Annotated in this window: 16 protein-coding genes and 1 tRNA gene; 5 read left to right on the top strand and 12 right to left on the bottom strand. The window is 62.0% G+C overall.

Annotated elements, in window-relative coordinates; genetic code table 11:
* Positions 1 to 295 precede the first annotated feature (295 nt).
* Positions 296 to 2,242, top strand: coding sequence for an ATP-dependent nuclease (locus M3149_RS17320; RefSeq protein WP_251710798.1), 1,947 nt, complete (start codon positions 296 to 298; stop codon positions 2,240 to 2,242).
* Entirely contained in the window at positions 2,239 to 3,900 is a 1,662-nt protein-coding gene (locus tag M3149_RS17315; RefSeq protein WP_251710797.1) for an ATP-dependent helicase, read from the top strand. The genes M3149_RS17320 and M3149_RS17315 overlap by 4 nt, the downstream gene beginning before the upstream one ends.
* Positions 3,901 to 4,120: 220 nt before the next feature.
* Here M3149_RS17315 and M3149_RS17310 read toward each other — a convergent pair whose 3' ends face one another.
* The 3 genes from M3149_RS17310 to M3149_RS23055 form a co-directional block, all read right to left on the bottom strand.
* Positions 4,121 to 4,843, bottom strand: coding sequence for a helix-turn-helix transcriptional regulator (locus M3149_RS17310; protein WP_251710796.1), 723 nt, complete (start codon positions 4,841 to 4,843; stop codon positions 4,121 to 4,123).
* Positions 4,844 to 4,877: 34 nt separating this feature from the next.
* On the bottom strand, positions 4,878 to 5,315 hold the full coding sequence (locus M3149_RS17305; RefSeq protein ID WP_251710795.1) for a hypothetical protein: 438 nt from the start codon (positions 5,313 to 5,315) through the stop codon (positions 4,878 to 4,880).
* Between the two features lie 200 nt (positions 5,316 to 5,515).
* The gene (locus tag M3149_RS23055; RefSeq protein ID WP_285887239.1) at positions 5,516 to 6,202 is read right to left on the bottom strand and encodes an ACT domain-containing protein; all 687 of its coding nucleotides are present in this window, start codon (positions 6,200 to 6,202) and stop codon (positions 5,516 to 5,518) included.
* Between M3149_RS23055 and M3149_RS17295 the strand changes: the two genes are divergently transcribed.
* The gene (locus M3149_RS17295) at positions 6,201 to 7,148 is read left to right on the top strand and encodes a fatty acid desaturase family protein (protein WP_251710794.1); all 948 of its coding nucleotides are present in this window, start codon (positions 6,201 to 6,203) and stop codon (positions 7,146 to 7,148) included. The genes M3149_RS23055 and M3149_RS17295 overlap by 2 nt on opposite strands.
* Positions 7,145 to 8,413, top strand: coding sequence for a hypothetical protein (locus tag M3149_RS17290; protein WP_251710793.1), 1,269 nt, complete (start codon positions 7,145 to 7,147; stop codon positions 8,411 to 8,413). The genes M3149_RS17295 and M3149_RS17290 overlap by 4 nt, the downstream gene beginning before the upstream one ends.
* Here M3149_RS17290 and argP read toward each other — a convergent pair.
* Entirely contained in the window at positions 8,315 to 9,373 is a 1,059-nt protein-coding gene (argP, locus tag M3149_RS17285) for an HTH-type transcriptional regulator ArgP (protein WP_251710792.1), read from the bottom strand. The two genes, M3149_RS17290 and argP, sit on opposite strands and share 99 nt — an antisense overlap.
* A gap of 695 nt (positions 9,374 to 10,068) precedes the next feature.
* Here argP and M3149_RS17280 point away from each other — a divergent pair.
* Positions 10,069 to 10,374: a hypothetical protein gene (locus M3149_RS17280; protein ID WP_251710791.1), complete on the top strand. Its 306-nt coding sequence runs from the start codon at positions 10,069 to 10,071 to the stop codon at positions 10,372 to 10,374.
* 16 nt (positions 10,375 to 10,390) lie between these two features.
* Here M3149_RS17280 and M3149_RS17275 read toward each other — a convergent pair whose 3' ends face one another.
* From M3149_RS17275 to M3149_RS17240, 8 genes are all read right to left on the bottom strand, one after another.
* Entirely contained in the window at positions 10,391 to 11,566 is a 1,176-nt protein-coding gene (locus M3149_RS17275) for a competence protein CoiA family protein (RefSeq protein ID WP_251710790.1), read from the bottom strand.
* Positions 11,567 to 11,978: 412 nt separating this feature from the next.
* A complete protein-coding gene (locus tag M3149_RS17270; protein WP_034693553.1) occupies positions 11,979 to 12,143 on the bottom strand; it encodes a helix-turn-helix transcriptional regulator in 165 nt (54 codons plus the stop codon).
* 322 nt (positions 12,144 to 12,465) lie between these two features.
* A tRNA-Asn gene (locus tag M3149_RS17265) sits at positions 12,466 to 12,541 on the bottom strand.
* Positions 12,542 to 12,615: 74 nt separating this feature from the next.
* Positions 12,616 to 13,668 carry an NAD(P)/FAD-dependent oxidoreductase gene (locus tag M3149_RS17260; protein WP_251710788.1) on the bottom strand — a complete coding sequence of 351 codons (1,053 nt, stop codon included), beginning with the start codon at positions 13,666 to 13,668 and terminating at the stop codon, positions 12,616 to 12,618.
* A gap of 4 nt (positions 13,669 to 13,672) precedes the next feature.
* On the bottom strand, positions 13,673 to 14,002 hold the full coding sequence (fdxA, locus tag M3149_RS17255; protein ID WP_251710787.1) for a ferredoxin FdxA: 330 nt from the start codon (positions 14,000 to 14,002) through the stop codon (positions 13,673 to 13,675).
* A gap of 110 nt (positions 14,003 to 14,112) precedes the next feature.
* The gene (locus tag M3149_RS17250) at positions 14,113 to 15,405 is read right to left on the bottom strand and encodes a sulfate adenylyltransferase subunit 1 (protein WP_251710786.1); all 1,293 of its coding nucleotides are present in this window, start codon (positions 15,403 to 15,405) and stop codon (positions 14,113 to 14,115) included.
* A complete protein-coding gene (cysD, locus tag M3149_RS17245) occupies positions 15,405 to 16,364 on the bottom strand; it encodes a sulfate adenylyltransferase subunit CysD (RefSeq protein WP_251710785.1) in 960 nt (319 codons plus the stop codon). Before cysD ends, M3149_RS17250 begins: the two co-directional genes overlap by 1 nt.
* Positions 16,361 to 17,110, bottom strand: a complete 750-nt coding sequence (locus M3149_RS17240; RefSeq protein ID WP_251710784.1) for a phosphoadenylyl-sulfate reductase — start codon at positions 17,108 to 17,110, stop codon at positions 16,361 to 16,363. The genes cysD and M3149_RS17240 overlap by 4 nt, the downstream gene beginning before the upstream one ends.
* Between the last annotated feature and the right edge of the window lie 8 nt (positions 17,111 to 17,118).

Raw genomic sequence — 17,118 nt, 5'->3', positions numbered from 1 at the left:
GGGAATGTTACACGAAAATATTTCGCTTAGACACCAATTTCTATAAGAATAAGTCTTTATGGCGCTGGGTGTACCGAAAAGCTGCACCTACTTAGGGTCGCAGGAGCAGTTCGGCAATGAGCGAGTGATGAGCAGGGAGGTACATCCCCGCAAGATTGAGCAACCGGCAGTCGCCCACTGACCCAGAGTCGGCGCATCGCAGAGTTGCCTTGGGTCTAGGAGGTGAGACCCGCACAATGGCATGGTTCGCCACAACGGGCAGACGCCCGTTGTCGTTCGTAGAAAGGGAGGCTACGTGAAACTTGTCCGACTTCGACTATCCAACTTTCGCTCGTTCGGTCCCGAACCCACCGTCATCAAGCTGACCGACATGACGTTCTTGCTCGGGCCAAACGGCGCAGGCAAGACTGCCATGCTCCAGGCCCTCGCCCGCATGTTCGGCATCGATCCGGCGCAGCGAAGGATCAAGCGGTCCGACTTTCACGTTCCGGCGAGCGAAGCGCCGGAGGACGCCCCTGAACAGCGGACCCTCTGGATCGAAGCGGATTTCGAGTTTCCCGAATTGGAACAGGATGATGCCGACGGAGCGGCACTCCCAGCGGTGCCTGGCAACTTCGCGCACATGCAACTGGTGGCGGCGGAAGGTCCGGCGCAGGTTCGCTTCCGGTTGAGGGCAACCATCGATCAGGACGACGACATTGAAGAGAGCTTCACGTTCGTTATCAGCGAAGACGAGGACGGAAACCCAACCGAAGAGAGCCGCGTATCGAAGCAGGACCGTAGCGCCATCCATGTCCACTACTTGCCAGCCCGACGCGATCCTGCCGACCACATCTCCTACTCTGCCAACGCACTCCTCGGACGAGCGCTGCGGTCGGCAGACTGGAGCGCTGAGCGCGAGGAGATCAGCACGCTGACGGAGCAGATTGGCGATGAACTCCGCGACAACGCTGCCATCGGTGGGATCGCTACCGCGCTCACTGATCAATGGGGCGGCCTGCACAAGGGAAGCCACTACACAAACCCGTCGGTCTCATTCGGGCGAAACGAGATCGAGAACCTACTGCGGCATCTGAGCATCGGGTTCACGCCGGGCCATGGCGAAAACATCGTGGACTTCACGCGACTCAGCGACGGTCAGCAGTCCCTGCTTTACGTCTCTTTGGTGCTCGCCATGCACGACATCGGCCGCAAGGTCTTGAACGGCGAGCTGGCCGAAGCATTTGACATAGACAAGCTGCGTCCCGCTGTCTTCACGCTCATCGCCATCGAAGAGCCTGAGAACAGCTTGTCGCCCCACTATCTCGGGCGAGTTGTCAGGACGCTGACGACCTTCGCAGAGGGTCAGGACAGTCAGGCGCTGGTAGCGACGCATGCGCCGTCGCTCTTGCGCCGGGTACCGCCGGAGTCGGTCCGGTACCTTCGCCTGAACGAAGAGCGGAGCACTATCGTCAAGAGCATAGAACTTCCGGAGGACGAGTCAGCACAGAAGTTTGTCCGCGAAGGCGTCCAAGCCTTCCCGGAGCTTTACTTCTCTCGCATGGTCATCCTGGGTGAAGGTGACAGCGAGCAGATCGTGCTGCCGCGATTGCTGGAGGCCCGAGGCATCCTCGCCGATGACGCATCCATCTCCGTAGCGCCCCTTGGAGGGCGGCACGTCAATCACCTCTGGCGGCTCCTGAACGGCCTTGGCATCCCGCATGTGACGCTGCTGGATCTCGATGTCGCGAGGTATCAGGGCGGATGGGGCCGCATAAAGTACGCCGCCAATCAGCTTCTGAGCTATGCAGACATCGACGGCAACGACCTGACACTGGAAGAGATCGACGACCTCCCGAAGTGGAACTCCAACGATGGAATCATCCTTGGCGATCTGGGCTGGATCGCTCGCCTTGAGGCGCTCGGGGTCTACTTCTCCACGCCGCTCGATCTCGACTTCATGATGATGACGCACTACCCGGCTGCGTATCGCGTGAAGGACGACGATCTGGAGGAGCCCGACGAAGACACGATCAAGGCCGTGCTTGGCAAGAGCCATGACGTGCTTGAAGGGCAGTACTCTAAAGAGGAGCAGAGCTACTTCGACGCGTACCATCAAAGGTTCAAGCTCGACAGTAAGCCCACGTCGCATATCCGCGCAATGGCGAACCTGGATGACGACGCACTTATCGAGGACATGCCCGATGTGCTCGACCGCATGTTCGATGCGGTCGAGGCGAAGCTCGCGGACCTGCCCGAATGATCAGGGTCGAACATTGGTCCCCCGCTGACGGCCTCTCCCTTGAGCCGAACGCACTAGCGGCGGCCAAAGAGATCGACAGCAACTTGGCGCTTACCGCCGGTCCAGGCGCAGGTAAGACGGAGATGCTGGCGCAGCGTGCCGACTTCCTGCTGCGCACCGGGGCCTGCCGCTATCCCAAGCGCATCCTGGCGATCTCGTTCAAGGTCGATGCCAGCCAGAACCTCAAAGCCCGGGTCCGCAAGCGTTGCGGACCGGAACTGGCGGCACGCTTCGACAGCCACACGTTTCATGCGTTTGCGAAACGCATCATTGATCGCTTCAGGCCAGTGCTGACCGGACAGGATGCGCTTGATCCGGACTACAGCGTCGGTCCTAACCGTATCCAGCGGCGATCTATCACCTTCAATGACATGGTGCCGCTCGCGGTCCAGATCGTGGAGTCCAGTCAGATCGCACGCAACGCGATCCGTCAAACCTACAGTCATGTGTTCCTCGATGAGTTTCAGGACTGCACGAATGCGCAGTACGAGCTCATCAAGGTCTGTTTTCAGGACACGCCTGTCCGACTGACGGCAGTCGGAGACACGAAGCAACGGATCATGGGATGGGCCGGTGCGCTAGAAGGAATCTTCGAGAGCTTTGCGGAAGACTTCGATGCACATCCACTCAACCTCTATCAGAACTTCCGGTCAGAGCCGAGGTTGCGCCGCATGCAAAACGCGATGGTGCGCGTCATGGACCTACCCGCAGCACTGGACGACGCTGACCTTCCAGGCGATGAGGGCGAGATTGAAATTCTAAGGTTCGACGACGATGATGACGAGGCAGAGGCGCTCGCAGAATCTGTGCGCGGCTGGATAGACGACGAAGGCGTCAATCCTTCCGAGATCGCAGTGCTGGTCAGCAAGCAGCAGAACCTCTACTGCCAGAAGCTGCGCGTGGCGCTGGATGCGAAAGGCGTGCCTTACCGCGATGAGGATGCAACCCAGAACCTGGCATCGGAGCCCGTTGCGAATCTGATAGTCGATTTCCTTCTCGTCGCGGCAGGGCATCGCCAGCCCGGCCCCTTTCAGCGACTCCTCGACCTTGTGGTGTTCGGGCGCGGGCTCGATCAGGAGAACGAATATCGCGCTCGATCGCGCTGGAACCGCTACGTCGAGAACGTCAAGAAGAGGCTCGCAGCAGAGGAGGCCGATCTTGCAGACCTAGTCGACCTGCGATGCATCGTGAGCGAGCTACTCGACATCGTCGGACGTGACGCGGTAGTCGGGCTTTCGTCTGAGTACGCGCGTGGGGACTATCTGCAACAGCAGATCGACGCGACGACTGAGCGGGCACACACGCTGTTGTCCGAAGGTGAGGACCCGGTGACAGCCCTTGGCTCGTTCTCAGGTGACCGAGCGGTGAAGATCATGTCGATCCACAAGAGCAAGGGCCTGGAGTTCGACACAGTCGTAGTGTTGGGTGTTGAGAGTCAAACCTTCTGGGGAGACCAGGACGCCGAGCGCTCGGCCTACTTCGTCGGCATCTCGCGCGCGAAGCGTCGCTTGTACCTGACGGTCTGCGAGGAAAGAGAACAGCCTGATGGTGCTCGGTATTGGAAGGTTGCACGGACGGAGCAAGATGAGTTCGTCGGGTACGCAACGCCCTATCTGTAGCAGAGGACGAGAGAAAAAAGTAGGGCTCACATGACCCGGCGCAGGTGGGCTACCTATCGGCAGCATGGGAGGTTGCACCAACAAGTCAAGCAGTGGGGCAATACTCGTCAATCAACTGAAGCCAGTCAGGCGAAGTTAAAGGCAGTCGCTGCATTCCACTAAACGCCAACTCTCGCAAAGATCAGTCATCAGTTGGATTGAAATACCGGGGGCATTCAGCCTAAAGCAGGCCGTAAAGGCGGGCTATGCGTACTGCTGTGCGTCTGTCCGGCGCCCCCAGCTTTGCATTGAGGCGCTGAAACCGGCTGTCGATGGTTTTGGCCTCAAGACTCATGGCCGCACCGATCACTTTGCTGTTGTGTCCGGCGGCCTCGCAGCGCAGGAGCTGCAGGTCGGCTTCTGTAAGGCGCACCCCTTGGAGCAGTTCCTCACGCATGGATTTTGCAATCGAGTGATGCAGCTCCATGGCGAGCGCACGCGCCAGTACTCGCACCTGTGGGTAATTTTCGCCCTCGAACCTTTCGGGGTCAGCTGATCCCAGGCACAGGACTCCTACCCTTGAGAGGCCAACCGAGCTGGGGGCAGGTGCGATCAAAGCAGACGCGAAGCCATGCTCTGCAACTGCGCGGATGAAGGCGATATCTTTGGTTGACGAACAGACCAGGTTGCTTGAGCGGGTGGGTTCCGCGTCGCACGATGCATACCGCAACCAGGGATCATGTTCAAACCAACGTTGGGAAGCGTACTCCGCCGGCCATGCTGGATCGCAGGCCCAAAGCGACCGAAAGGAGGTTCGGGTTGCATCGTCACGAACGCAACTCAGGAAGACGCCCACATCAGCACCCAGGCCCACCACGGCCTCGTGAAAAAGTGACATCACTTCCCCCGAAGATATCGCGTCTGTGAGCAATGGAAGTAGCTGCAAAACGCGAACGTTGTCCACCGTTGCACGCTCGCGTGACACAAGACCGGAGGGGTCAGCGTTGGATGGCAAATGCCGCATGGCCTTCTCGTCTCAGCTTGCTGAACAGCAAACCATCATCAAAACGAAGGGGCTCAACCGCACACCAGCGGTCGAAGCTCTTCACGTCATGAAAGACCATCGTCTGCACCAGCCGCATGCCAGAAGCTTGACGTTGGGTGCGCTCCATCAACAGACCGTAGCTCGTGGCGCGCAGAAGAAAGGTCACAGTGCCATCGTGGTTTGCCAGCAAAGTATCGCCCGCAGCGATGCGGACTGCATTGCGATCTGACGTCGATGCGACAGCGTTGGTGCGCTTTGCGAACAGCGCCAAACGTTTGGCGCCCAATGGGCGGGCGGGCGCGTCGATAGGATCGATACGACGTTTGACCGAAGGGCGTGTCACAACCGCAGATGCTGACGGCGTCACCTCGGGGAGTTGAAGGTTGTTCATGCCCACTCCTGCAGGTCTGGATGACCGACAGGCCACGCAGTGCCAGTACCGCGTAACCCACAAACCAAGTCTCAAGAGACTGGATAGAGGGTAGGGTAGACAAGCGCGTCGCGCGATGTCAAAGGAAATCCGGGCAGGGCGCCCAAATCTGCAGCGGGTTCAGTCGCGCTAAACGAAGAAGACCCTGCATGCGCAGCGAGTCAAATTGCTGCCGGTGCGCTGCTGTGGCTCAAAGCGTTCAGCAAAGAGAACGCGTCGTTGGCTCGCTCAACCGGAATGAACAGGTGATCGTGGTGGAAGGCGGCGACCGCATTGCAAGGGATGCCTGCATTGGCCAGGGCTGTAGCGATCATGGCCAGAAAGCCTATGGCTTCAAGTGACGAATGCACAGTGAGCGTGATGAGTTTGGCCTCAAAGATGAAGGGCACCTTGGCACGAACGGCTTGAGAGCGCTCCACGATGGCCGTCAATCCCTCGGTCTCCCTGAACGTGCAAATGGGAGAGAGGTCAACGGGGAGGCGTTGGTCCTGGAAGGTGCAGTAGACGTAAGTCTCTGGCCGTAGGTCAGGGGCCATCATTTGCTGCAGCCGAACTTGGTCTTTTTCTCCGCTCACTCCGATGTCCTCCTGCACAGGGAAATGGTGTTGGCTTTCGGCGTTGATTATGGGCGGCTGGCGTTGACCCGGCGTGTGCACAAGTGCGCAAGTGCACCGCAGAAGGGACTGGTTTAGCTGAATTGACGCACGGCCAAAGTTCCTAAACCACCGCGCGCAGTTGGGATCTCCTGATACCTTTTGGCGCGGCCTGGGCCTTGTGCTCCGACATTCGTTACCGTGCGCTGCGAGGCCGTCCGCAGCCGCACGCCGTGAAGAAGGAGTGTCCACCATGACAACGACTTCGAATGTCCTTTCGGACATGGCCGCGCTTCGATCAGAGCTGCGCCAACAGGGTGACCCGCACTGTGAACTGTTTCGGCTGGCACCCTGGCGCGCCGTGCTGGACATTGCCTTCGACTGGCTCATCGTCCTCAGCTCGGTGGCGCTAGTCGTTTGGTGGAGCGAGCTGTTCGCGCCACTGGCTGTTGTGCTGATCGCCAACCGTCAACGCGCGCTCGGCAACATTCTTCACGACGCTGGGCATCGGAATCTGTGGAGGGATCGACGGCGTAACGACCTGGTGGCGCGCCTTTTCATCGCACCCTTGTTGTTCGCCAGCCTGACCCGCTACCGCGAAACGCACTTCAAACACCACATGGAACTCGGGGCCGATGGGGGTGACCCCGATCTCCTGTTCTTCGCTCGAAGTGGGCCAACGACTTGGTTCTCGAACTACCTGGACCAAGTCTTTTCCTTAAATGCATGGCTGTCGTCGATGGGTGGACACCTGTTCTCGCGCCAGGTTCGCACGGCCAGTCAGCTATACATCGTTGGATGGTGGCTTGGGGCGGTAGCGTTGATGTGGGTTGTGGCCGGCCCCGACTTCACAGTCACCTTTCTGGTGCTGTGGCTGCTGGCCAGGGCGACGGCATTCCATCTGATCACCACCTTCCGCGAGATGTGCGATCACTTCGGCCTTCAGCCGGGCGGCGTGTTCACCTTTACGCGTGACATGGCTTGCCACGGTGTCTGGCGCTGGCTGATCCACCCGCGCAACAACGGCTACCACCTCACCCACCACCTTCTGCCGGCGGTGCCTTACTACCGACTGCCCGAGGCGCACCGATTACTCAAAGGGCAAGATGTCTTTCGGGATCGCGGCAAGGTCTGCTGTGCCTACTTCACCGGTGCCGATTCAGTGACTGGCGCCTGGCAGACGCAAGGGTGGGTTCCATGAACAGGGCGCTGGGGAGCTTGCAGGTTGCGGCACTTCTGGTTTCGGCCAGCTATGGGATCGGATTTCTTTTCGGGTCGGGGGAACTGGCACTTTCCCACGGCATGGCAGGCAGCATCTATGGGGTAGCTACCGGCTTTGGCATGCTGGTGTTGGCTGCGTTCGCACGGCAGCTCTGGGCAACTGGACTTCCGGTCTGGGATCTGTTTGGCCGTGCCTATGGCAAGCAGCTTCAAGGCGTTGTGGCGTTTCTGTCATTGATCTGGATGTCGGGCGTGCTGGCCGCCCAGATTCAGGGTGGTGTCGCGGTGCTGGAGTTGTTGGGCCTTGAACAGACAAACAGCTACTTGGTGATCTTGCTGTTGATCTACGGCGCATCGCGATTGGATCTGCGGTTCGCATCGGCCTTGTTCGCCATGTGTCTTCTTGCGAGCGCCGCTGTTCTGGTCTACGCGCTGGTCGTTGCCAAAGGCATGGGCGTCTACCTGCAGGCGATTCCCGCTTTTAGCGAAGACCTGTCCACGTTCAGTGCATCCCGCGTGGTGGCCATTTCTTTGGCCGTCGGCTTGCTGGTGTGTACCGGTGCCGATTACCAGCAATTTGTTTTGGCCGCGCGTTCACCCTTGGCCGCCGCGGGTGGTTGTGTTCTTGCAGGGCTGCTGCTCTTCGTGATCGCTTTCTTACCGTCGGCCGTGGTGGTCGCCATGCAGGGTGGTGGCATGTTGGGCGACTTGGCGGACTCCAAGCAGGTAGTGCCCTGGGTGCTGGGGCAGGTCGCTGGGTCGGTGGGGCAGGGCGCAGACAAGTTGACGCTCATCGCGTTGTCGGTGGCAGCGTTGGGTGCAGGCGCTGCGATCTTGCGCGCCATGACGGAAGCGCTGGCGTGTGCCGCCTCTGGCCGCCGTTCAGCGGGTCACCCGATGTTTGCGCTCATTGCCTTGGGTTTGAGCGCGTTGCTGGCCTCACTTGACCAGGGCATTGTAGACACCATGGTGTCGGTCAACGTGGTCTACATCGCCAGCATCGGCGTTTGCTTTGCCACCATGGTCTCGGGCATCGTTGTGCCGCCGCAGCACGCGAAGTGGATCGTGGCGGTTGGCTTCTCAGGTTCAGTCGCCGTGCATCTGGCGGGCTGGTTGGGGCAGTATGGTGAAGACAACGACGTGGTGTCACTGCTGCTCGGATGCTTCTTGTCCGCTGGCACCGCCCTGTGGCTCCGCTTTGTGGCCGGAGGGTGGGCTCGGCGATGGTCCAGTCTGCGCCGTTGATGGCTCGAACCCGACCGAAGGCTCCAGACTGTTTCTGGCCACCTTGACGATCAGGGCAGTGATGTCACTGGCCATTGGTGGTTCGAGGTCCCAGTGGTGCCAGAACAGGTCCACCATCTCTCGCTCATCGGGGCAGACGTCCACGAGCTGTCCCGCTTCCACCAAGGGAGCCGCCTGCCAGCTGGGAATCAGGCCGTAGCCAGCTCCCATGGCAACCCCTTCGAGCAAGGCGACGGGCGAGGGCAGGTAGTGTCTGGCGTACCGCTCAACCGCAAACCCAAAATGCCTTTTCAGGAAGTCGTCGTGCAGCGAGTCCTTGCGGTTGAACAACACCGCCGGTGTTGACAGCACTGCTGGCACCGTGAGCCCGTTTGGAAAGTTCGTGGTAGCGAAGGCGGGCGTCGCATAGCAGCGGTATTCCATGGCGCCCAGGCATTCGGCCAAGAAGCCATCGGCGGGTTTGGCAGATGTCGAAATGCAGCCGATCACATCGCCACGAGCCAGCAGGGCAGAGGTGTGGTCCTGATCGTCTGTGATCACCTCCAGGGCCACCAGCTGCCCCATCAGCAACTCCTTGAGCACTTCAGGAAACCAGGTGGCCAGGGAATCGGCATTCACCGCAATTGCCAGGGACACGGGGGCGTGTGGTTTGGCGGTTGGCGCAAGTTCTTGGAGGGCCGACCCTTCAAGGATGCGAAGCGCCTTCACATGGCGCAGCAGCACTTCACCGGCATGCGTGGCCGCCACCGGCCGTTCGCGCTTGACCAGCACGGTGGACAGCGATTCCTCCAGCGCTTTGATGCGCTGGGAGACAGCGCCCCTTGTGATGCTGAGCACGCTCGCCGCGCGGTCGAAGCTTTGCTGCTCGACCACAGTGGCAAACGTTTCCAACTGATCACGATCCAGCATATGGAGCGGCTCCGGCAGTGCCAGCAACGGCAGTTCGCTGACTGCATCCATTTAGCTGGGAGCTGCGAAATCCTGTCTAGATGGCGCGGGTATCGCGCGTGTCTCATTGGTTTCAAGTCGTTTCCGTCCGTCGGAGCTTCTTGGAACGAATTGATGGCACTCGGGGTTTCACGAACCGAGACTCATGGAGTTGCGTTCCCAATTTTTGGATGGTCCTTCCGATTGTCTCCACATGATGCCGCCCCAAGAAATTCGCCGCTCGCCGACTTGCGAACCATAGCGCTGCTGGCGCATTCGCCAAGGCCTTTCGCGGCATAAACAGCCACCTTCCCACCGCCGTTTCACTCTGGTGGGCCCCTTCCATTTATTCCACGGTGCCCAGGCTTTCGCGCCTTGACCCAGCGCTTTCGGTGTCGCACGGCGACCGACGAATGCGGGGCAGGGTGCACACCTGAACAGACTCGATGATCGAGGGACGGACTCCTAATCCAGCTCCCTCGGAAATTGGGGTAGTGTTCCTTGGGGATCAGACGACACGATTTGGTGGATCACTGGGCTGGCCATGAACCCGCGAGCGATGAAACATCTTTTACGGTTGTTTGCCGTGTGGATTCAATCACCGGTTTCCATGTGGCAATGTTTGAGCGTTTCTCGGATGCCTTTCCATTCTGGTCATTGCCGTGGGCTGAACGGACGAGGAGGGAAACGGACTGGGTCAGTGACGCAAGAAATGACAGGAGGTTGTTATGTGGCTGCTCGTTGCGCGTGAACCCCGGGCCAATGCACCGCACTGGACGGGTCGACGATGGCTCGCGGCCATCGATGCGGTGGGCTGGCCGCTGTTCTGGGTATTCCTGTTGAACCAGATTGATACTCCCGTCGGGATCGTCGGCCCCATGGTCGTTGCGATAGCGCTCCTGGTTTCGGCAGAGCGGATCCACCGCGCGGTATGGGTCAATCACCGTTACTGGTTCACCACCTGGCGCTGGGGTCGTATCGCTGCCTCGCTGTTCGTGATCGGGGTGGTTCTTAAGCTTGCTGTTTCGGTTTGACCGCAGGTTTCCTGTGCTATTTGTTCGAGAACTCCGCTGGATCGTTGGCCGTGTGGGTCCCTTTGGAGCGGGGACTGAGGAAGGTCACCGCCGTGATGTGGTCACGCACCCAGTAGATGCCGTGTTCGGCATCGGCAGAGCCAACGCTGGGCGGAAAGCACTCATCCCACCCTTCGCGTGGGCCGCCCACTGGCGCAATCGCCCAGAGCTTGGTTGGCAGCGGCTGTGCGGCGTTAGCCATCTTCACGTGCTCGTTGATGAAGGCGACATCCATCGGATAGAACACCCACGCCTCATCTGCCCCCAGCCGGAAGAACTGGAAGTTGCATCCCAGCGCGTGGCCTGGATAGGCGGGGAAACGGGTTCCACTGGGCGGGGTGCTTGCAGTAGGTTTCGGCGCTGGGGACGCCTGTAGCGCTACATCACGCAGTACAGGGGGGGCATCGTAAGGTCGCTCCAGACGTTTGCCGATTTCAGCCCATCGTCTCCCCGCTGCGTTGGCGCGTTCGCGCAGCAATGCCTCGGTGCGCTGTCGCACGGCACTCTCTTCGGCCTCTATGGCGGCTTGTGCGGCGGCCCGAAGACCCAGCGTGTCGGGGTGGTACCCCCAGCGAAAGCTCACTGTCTGCTTGAGAATGGCCATGGCGTCCTCGCGCGTGCGAGTGCCTGGTGGCCATGCGGCTGAGACCACCAGTGAGCCGTACGCGCAGTGCTCAGGCAGGTCGTCGACCTGAGGCGCGCCCGCGTCGCCCACCTGGACGAACAGCGCAAAGGCAGCACCCGTGTCCAGCGCACCGGTGGCCACCACCTTGGACTTCGGGGGATGCTCTCTCCATGCGAGAGGGCCTGAAATTTGAGCGTTCCACTCTACGGCTTGTGAGCGGTCCAGCCACGCCGAGATAACGCCTGCCGAGGTCCTGTATTCGGGCAACACCAGCGACCCACGCTCAGCCAACTCGCGTGCAAATTCGATGCCCAGGCTTCTGGCGAGGTTCTCCGCACCGGCTTCGCACTCGGGGCGCTCCTGTGAGGCCTCGTGTGAGAAGTGCCATTCATTCTCTTTCCCCTGTTTGGCCACCAGCGGGCTCTTGCACATGGGGCAGAAACATCCGCACGCAGCCCCTCGTAAGACATCGCCGACGAAGCGTATGGCTCCGCTGGCATCAAACGCCATGATCAGGATGCTGGACATGGGTTGCTCAGTCCTCTCGCGCGTACCGATTCAAAGGTTTCACCAGTGATGCCAGAAGAAGCATGCGTTTGCAGTCCTCGTCCAGCGGCAAGCCCTGGTACAACCCCACTAGATCCAGCAGCTCGGACACGGCTCCGTTTTCCACGCCTGTAGGTTCAAGGTGTTTCATGCACTCCACATCGACCATAACGAGCACGAGGTCCTGGCGATCGACCGGGATGGTGCTGCGCGCTTGTGGGCCTTGAGGGCGCACTTGCGCTCCTCGATAGGCTACGAAGAATGTATTTTGACCCTGAAGTCGGCGACTCGAAGGGGCTCGGACTCATTGAGCAGGCAATCAAACTTCAAAAGCTTGAGGACTCGAATGCCTGACTATCCTCTCCGAGTGGTCCCGATGGAGTGCCTGTCCGTTTCAGTGCGATGTCGCTGGACGTGACTGGCTCCATAGATCCAGTTCGCTGCGGCGCCAGGCCACTGCGCGCACACCGAGACGAACGGGGCAGGGGAACTGTTGTTGGGCGATGAGCCTGTAGATCGTCGATCGACCCAAGCCCGTCATCTGTATGACGGATGGCATGCGCAGAAACACGGTCGATATTTGATCCTGTGTTTCCGGGGGTGGGGCGGAGGTCTGTTGCACGGCAATCTCCCGGTGGAGGCATGTTGGCAACTGTAGGGCGCTGCGGGCGCCTCGGTCATGCTGGATTCGCTGACAAATCTAGCCCACAGAGGTATGTCACCGAGCTCCTCGACGTAGTCGATGCCGTCTGGGCAACGCCAGGCTGTTGCGATCCGGACACATGCATGTGTCCGCGAAGAATTTCGGACACGTGTCGGACACGGGAGATCCAGAAAGCAAAAAAGTCAGCAGGCGCTAACCTGCTGACTCTTGATTTACTTGGCTCCCCGACCTGGACTCGAACCAGGGACCTGCGGATTAACAGTCCGTCGCTCTACCGACTGAGCTATCAGGGAACAGCCTCAAATTATAGCGTCGTTTTGGACCGATTTCGAACGTCGGGTCGGTGGGCGCGAAAAAGGGCGCAACTTCATCGCGGTGCCACACCCAGCAGGCGGTGCAAGCGCGGGCTGGTGGTGGTGTATTGCAGGGGCACGCGTTCGTCCGGTCGCAGCAGCGCGGCCGCGGCGAAGGCTGCCAGCGTCGCCTCATGGAAACCGCAGAGGATGAGCTTCTTCTTGCCCGGGTAGGTGTTGATGTCGCCCACGGCGAACAGGCCCGCCTCGCTGGTCTCGCTGCTTGCAGGGTTGACCACCAGCTGCTTTCGATCCATGGCAAGTCCCCAGTCGGCGATGGGGCCGAGCCTGGGCGACAGGCCGAGTGCCACCAGCACATGGTCCACATGCAGTGCGGTGGCGTTGCCTTGCGGGTCGAGCATGTCCAGGGCGGTGAGGCGGGAACCCTCGCTGCGCAGGCCCACGGGTTGGCCGACGACGAGTTCGATGCGTCCGTCGTCGATGGCGGCGCGCACGCGCTGCAGGGCCAAGGTGTCGTCGGATTGCAGCACGTCTCGGCGGTGCAGCAGGCTCAGGTGCGCAGGTGGCGTGGCACTGTCGAGCAGGCGCAACGCCCAGTCGATGGCGAGGTCGTCGCCGCCGTGCACGAGCACGCGTTGCCCTGCGAACGCCAGGGGGTCGTCGAGCCGGTGCTGCACCTGTCCCGGCTCGAAGGCCTCGATGCCGTCGAGCTTGAGCCGCTTGGGCTGGAACGCGCCGACGCCGGCGGCGACAAACACCGTGCGGGCAACAAAGGCTTGTCCGGCGCTGGTCTGCAATGCCCAGCGGCCATCGACCTCCCTTCGCAGGGTGGTCACTGCTTGTCCGAGGTGCATCGCCGGTGCAAATGGGCGAACCTGCTCCTGCAGGCGTTGCACGAGCTCGCGGCCGGTGCATACCGGGATGCCCGGTATGTCGTAGATGGGTTTGTCGGGATAGAGCTCGCCGGGCTGGCCGCCGGCGTGCGGCAGGGCATCTACGACGTGGCAGCGGATGTCCTGCAGGCCGAGCTGGAACACCTGCCACAGCCCGACGGGGCCGGCGCCGATGACCAGCGCATCGGTCTCGATCGGCGCAGGTGCGGTCATCGACTCAGCGGATCAGCTCGCCGAGCTTGCCGGTCTTGTCTTTCCAGTCGTCGGCGTCGGGCAAGGGCGCCTTGCGCTTGGTGATGCTCTTCCAGCCGGGCAGTCTGGCCAGCTCGGCGTTGAGCTCGGTCATGTGCAGCTGGTCCTTGGGCAGGTCTTCTTCCGCGTAGATGGCGCTCACCGGGCATTCGGGAATGCACACCGCGCAATCGATGCACTCGTCGGGGTCGATGGTGAGGAAGTTCGGACCTTCGCGAAAGCAGTCCACGGGGCAGACATCGACGCAGTCGGTGTATTTGCAGCGGATGCAGGCTTCGGTGACGACGTGGGTCATGGTGGCGGGGCGGGAGGTCGGAAAACGGCGATTTTACGGTGCCGGGGCATGACGGCCCCGGGCAAACCCTTGCTGGCGGTCCGGTCTGTACGGGGCAGGGTGCGGAATGCTCAGCGCACCAGCACCGCAGCGGCCGTGCGGTGGCTGGCGGTATCCACCAGCACGAGCGAACCCAAGGCGCGCGAGCGTGCGAACGGCTGCACCGCCAGGGGCTCCTGCAAGGCCAGTTCCAGGTGGCCGATGGCGTTGGGCGGCAGTTCGCTGGCGTCGTGCTCGGCCAGGGTGTGGATGTCGAGCTGGTGCACGATGCGCTTGACGCGGGCCTTGACCCAGCGGTGGCCATGCAGCGCCCAGTAGGTGCGTCCTGGCACGAGAGGCTCGTCGTCGAGCCAGGCCACGGTGGCAGCGATCTCGCGTTGAGGCGCGAGCGACTCGCCGGCCTCGTCCACCGCCAGCAGCCAGTCGCCACGCGAGACGTCGAGTTCGCGATCGAGCACGATGCCCGCGCTGTGGCCGGCGCTCACCGCGCCGGGCTGGCGCACATGGTCGAGCACCTGGGCAACGACGGCGGTCTGACCATTCGGGGCCACGCGCACGCGCTGGCCCACCGTCAGTTCCCCCGCGGCCACGCGGCCCCAGAACACGCGACGGCCTTGCGAAGTGTCGGACGACGACGAGAATTTCTCCACCCATTGCACGGGAAAGGCCAGCGGCAGGTCAGCGTCGGGTTCGGTGACGGGCAGGTGTTCCAGCAGTTCGAGCAGCGTGGGGCCCTGGTAGCCGCACCAACCGGCGGTCTCGGGGCCGTCGACCACGTTCCAGCCCTTGAGCGCCGACACCGGCACCACGGCGGCCACGGCGATGCCCGCTTGCTCAGCGAACGCGCGCAGTGCAGCGCCGATATGGGCGTAGGCCAGGGCGCCGTCTTCCACGGCGTCGAGCTTGTTCACCGCAAACACCACCGAGGGCACGCGCAGCAGCTTGAGCAGCAGGCTGTGGCGGCGCGTCTGGGGCAGCAGCTTGAGTGCGGAATTTCCCCAGTCGAGCTTGGTCGCGTCGACCAGCACCACCGCGGCATCGGCGCTGCTGGCGGCGGTGACCATGTTGCGCGTGTACTGCTCGTGGCCCGGCGCGTCGCCGATGATGAATTTGCGCGCCTCGGTGCTGAAGTAGCGGTAGGCCACGTCGATGGTGATGCCTTGCTCGCGCTCGGCGGACAGACCGTCGGTGAGCAACGCGAGATCCGTCTGGCCCTGGCGCTGAACGCCGGCGAGGTGGTCCTGCAGCACGGCCTTGCTGTCGACCAGCAGGCGGCCGATCAACGTGCTCTTGCCATCGTCGACGCTGCCGCAGGTGATCAGGCGCAGCGCGGCGCGGGTGTCTTGCTGGGTGGCGGTGCTCATCAGAAATACCCGTCTTTCTTTCGTTTTTCCATCGAGGCGTCGCTGGTCTTGTCGTCCATGCGCGTGGCGCCGCGCTCGCTGACCTCGGCCGCCAGGGTCTCGATCACGATCTGCTGCGGTGTGGCGGCGGTGCTTTCCACCGGGCAGGTGCAGGTGATGTCGCCCACGGTGCGAAAGCGCACGTCGCGCACCTGCACCTGTTCGCCCTCGCGCGGCGGCGTGAGTTCGGTCACCGGCACCAGCAGGCCGCGGCGGTCCACCACCTTGCGCTGGTGCGTGTAGTAGATCGAAGGCAGGCCGATGTTCTCGCGCGCGATGTACTGCCAGACGTCGAGCTCGGTCCAGTTGCTGATGGGGAACACGCGGAAATGCTCGCCCGGTTGCAGACGGGTGTTGAACAGCGTCCAGAGCTCGGGGCGCTGGGCCTTGGGCTGCCACTGGCCGAAGCTGTCGCGGTGCGAAAAGATGCGTTCCTTGGCGCGGGCCTTCTCTTCGTCGCGTCGTGCACCGCCGATGAGCGCATCGAAGCGGAACTCCTCGATCGCTTCAAGCAGCGTCACCGACTGGTGCACGTTGCGGCTTTCACCCGGGTGGGCCAGGCGCACGGTGCCGCGCTTCATCGAGTCCTCGACGCTGCGCACGATCAGTTCGGCGCCGAGCTCGTTCGCTCGTTGGTCGCGGAAGTCGGTGACTTCAGGGAAGTTGTGGCCGGTGTCGATCATCAGCAGCGGGTAAGGCAGGCGGCCCACCCCGAAGGCCTTTTCTGCGCACTTGAGCATGACCAGCGAATCCTTGCCGCCCGAGAACAGCAGGGCCGGGCGCTCGAAGGCGGCGGCGACTTCGCGCAGGATGAAGATCGTCTCTTCCTCCAGCGCGTCCAGGTGGGCGTTGCTGAGCTGATGGCTCACCTCGTGCAACAGGGCAGTTTCGATCACGGCGGGTTCGGTGCGGGCGTTCATGCGGATGTCCGTTCGAGGGAGGACACGAGGGGGGAGGCTTCGGGTTGCACGTGCAGCCCGCATTCCTTGGCGCTTTCCTGCTCCCACCACCAGCGGCCGGCGCGGAAGTCCTCGCCGACGCTGATGGCGCGGGTGCAGGGCTCGCAGCCGATGCTGGGGAAGAAGCGGTCGTGCAGTGCGTTGTAGGGCAGGTGGTGCGTGGCGATGAAATGCCAGACGTCGCCCCAGGTCCAGTCCACCAGCGGGCTGACCTTCACGCGGGCGGGCTCCTGCACGACCTCGGCGACGTCGGCACGTGCGTTCGACTGCTCGCGCCGCAGGCCGGTGATCCAGCCGTCGTGGCCCTCCAGGGCACGCGAAAGCGGTTCCATCTTGCGCAAATCGCAACAGGCCTTGCGCAGCTCGATGCTGCGGTACATGGCGTCTTCGCCGTTCTTGCGCACGAAGTGCACCACGGCCTCCTGCCGGGGCCGGAACACGCGCACGCTGGTGGCGTAGCGCTGCTCGATCTGCGGAATCACCGCCAGCGTCTCGGCGTGCAGCTTGCCGGTTTCGAGCACGAACACGCTGGCCTCGATACCCGCGAGATGGATGAGGTGGGTGACCACCATGTCCTCGGCGCCCACGCTGGAGGCCTGGGTGAGCTTCGGGTGCAACGCTGCCTGTTCGCGCAGCAGCGCGATGGCGCGCTCGACCTTGGCATTGAAATCGGAGGAGGGGCGGTTGTAGAGGTCGATTGCGGACATGGCGTGGA

It is taken from the genome of Hydrogenophaga intermedia, from assembly GCF_023715105.1.
In the GTDB taxonomy this organism is placed as follows: domain Bacteria; phylum Pseudomonadota; class Gammaproteobacteria; order Burkholderiales; family Burkholderiaceae_C; genus Hydrogenophaga; species Hydrogenophaga intermedia_A.
This window is presented reverse-complemented; position numbering and strand designations above follow the sequence as displayed.

What these genes read in the sequence shown, in the direction of transcription:
- M3149_RS17270 (WP_034693553.1), bottom strand. Translation starts at nt 12,143, where the DNA reads ATGCCATCCGTCATACAGATGACGGGCTTGGGTCGATCGACGATCTAC.
- M3149_RS17275 (WP_251710790.1), bottom strand. Translation starts at nt 11,566, where the DNA reads ATGTCCAGCATCCTGATCATGGCGTTTGATGCCAGCGGAGCCATACGC.
- cysD (WP_251710785.1), bottom strand. Translation starts at nt 16,364, where the DNA reads ATGAACGCCCGCACCGAACCCGCCGTGATCGAAACTGCCCTGTTGCAC.
- M3149_RS17260 (WP_251710788.1), bottom strand. Translation starts at nt 13,668, where the DNA reads ATGACCGCACCTGCGCCGATCGAGACCGATGCGCTGGTCATCGGCGCC.
- M3149_RS17280 (WP_251710791.1), top strand. Translation starts at nt 10,069, where the DNA reads ATGTGGCTGCTCGTTGCGCGTGAACCCCGGGCCAATGCACCGCACTGG.
- M3149_RS17290 (WP_251710793.1), top strand. Translation starts at nt 7,145, where the DNA reads ATGAACAGGGCGCTGGGGAGCTTGCAGGTTGCGGCACTTCTGGTTTCG.
- M3149_RS17315 (WP_251710797.1), top strand. Translation starts at nt 2,239, where the DNA reads ATGATCAGGGTCGAACATTGGTCCCCCGCTGACGGCCTCTCCCTTGAG.
- M3149_RS17250 (WP_251710786.1), bottom strand. Translation starts at nt 15,405, where the DNA reads ATGAGCACCGCCACCCAGCAAGACACCCGCGCCGCGCTGCGCCTGATC.
- M3149_RS17240 (WP_251710784.1), bottom strand. Translation starts at nt 17,110, where the DNA reads ATGTCCGCAATCGACCTCTACAACCGCCCCTCCTCCGATTTCAATGCC.
- M3149_RS23055 (WP_285887239.1), bottom strand. Translation starts at nt 6,202, where the DNA reads ATGGTGGACACTCCTTCTTCACGGCGTGCGGCTGCGGACGGCCTCGCA.
- M3149_RS17305 (WP_251710795.1), bottom strand. Translation starts at nt 5,315, where the DNA reads ATGAACAACCTTCAACTCCCCGAGGTGACGCCGTCAGCATCTGCGGTT.
- fdxA (WP_251710787.1), bottom strand. Translation starts at nt 14,002, where the DNA reads ATGACCCACGTCGTCACCGAAGCCTGCATCCGCTGCAAATACACCGAC.
- argP (WP_251710792.1), bottom strand. Translation starts at nt 9,373, where the DNA reads ATGGATGCAGTCAGCGAACTGCCGTTGCTGGCACTGCCGGAGCCGCTC.
- M3149_RS17295 (WP_251710794.1), top strand. Translation starts at nt 6,201, where the DNA reads ATGACAACGACTTCGAATGTCCTTTCGGACATGGCCGCGCTTCGATCA.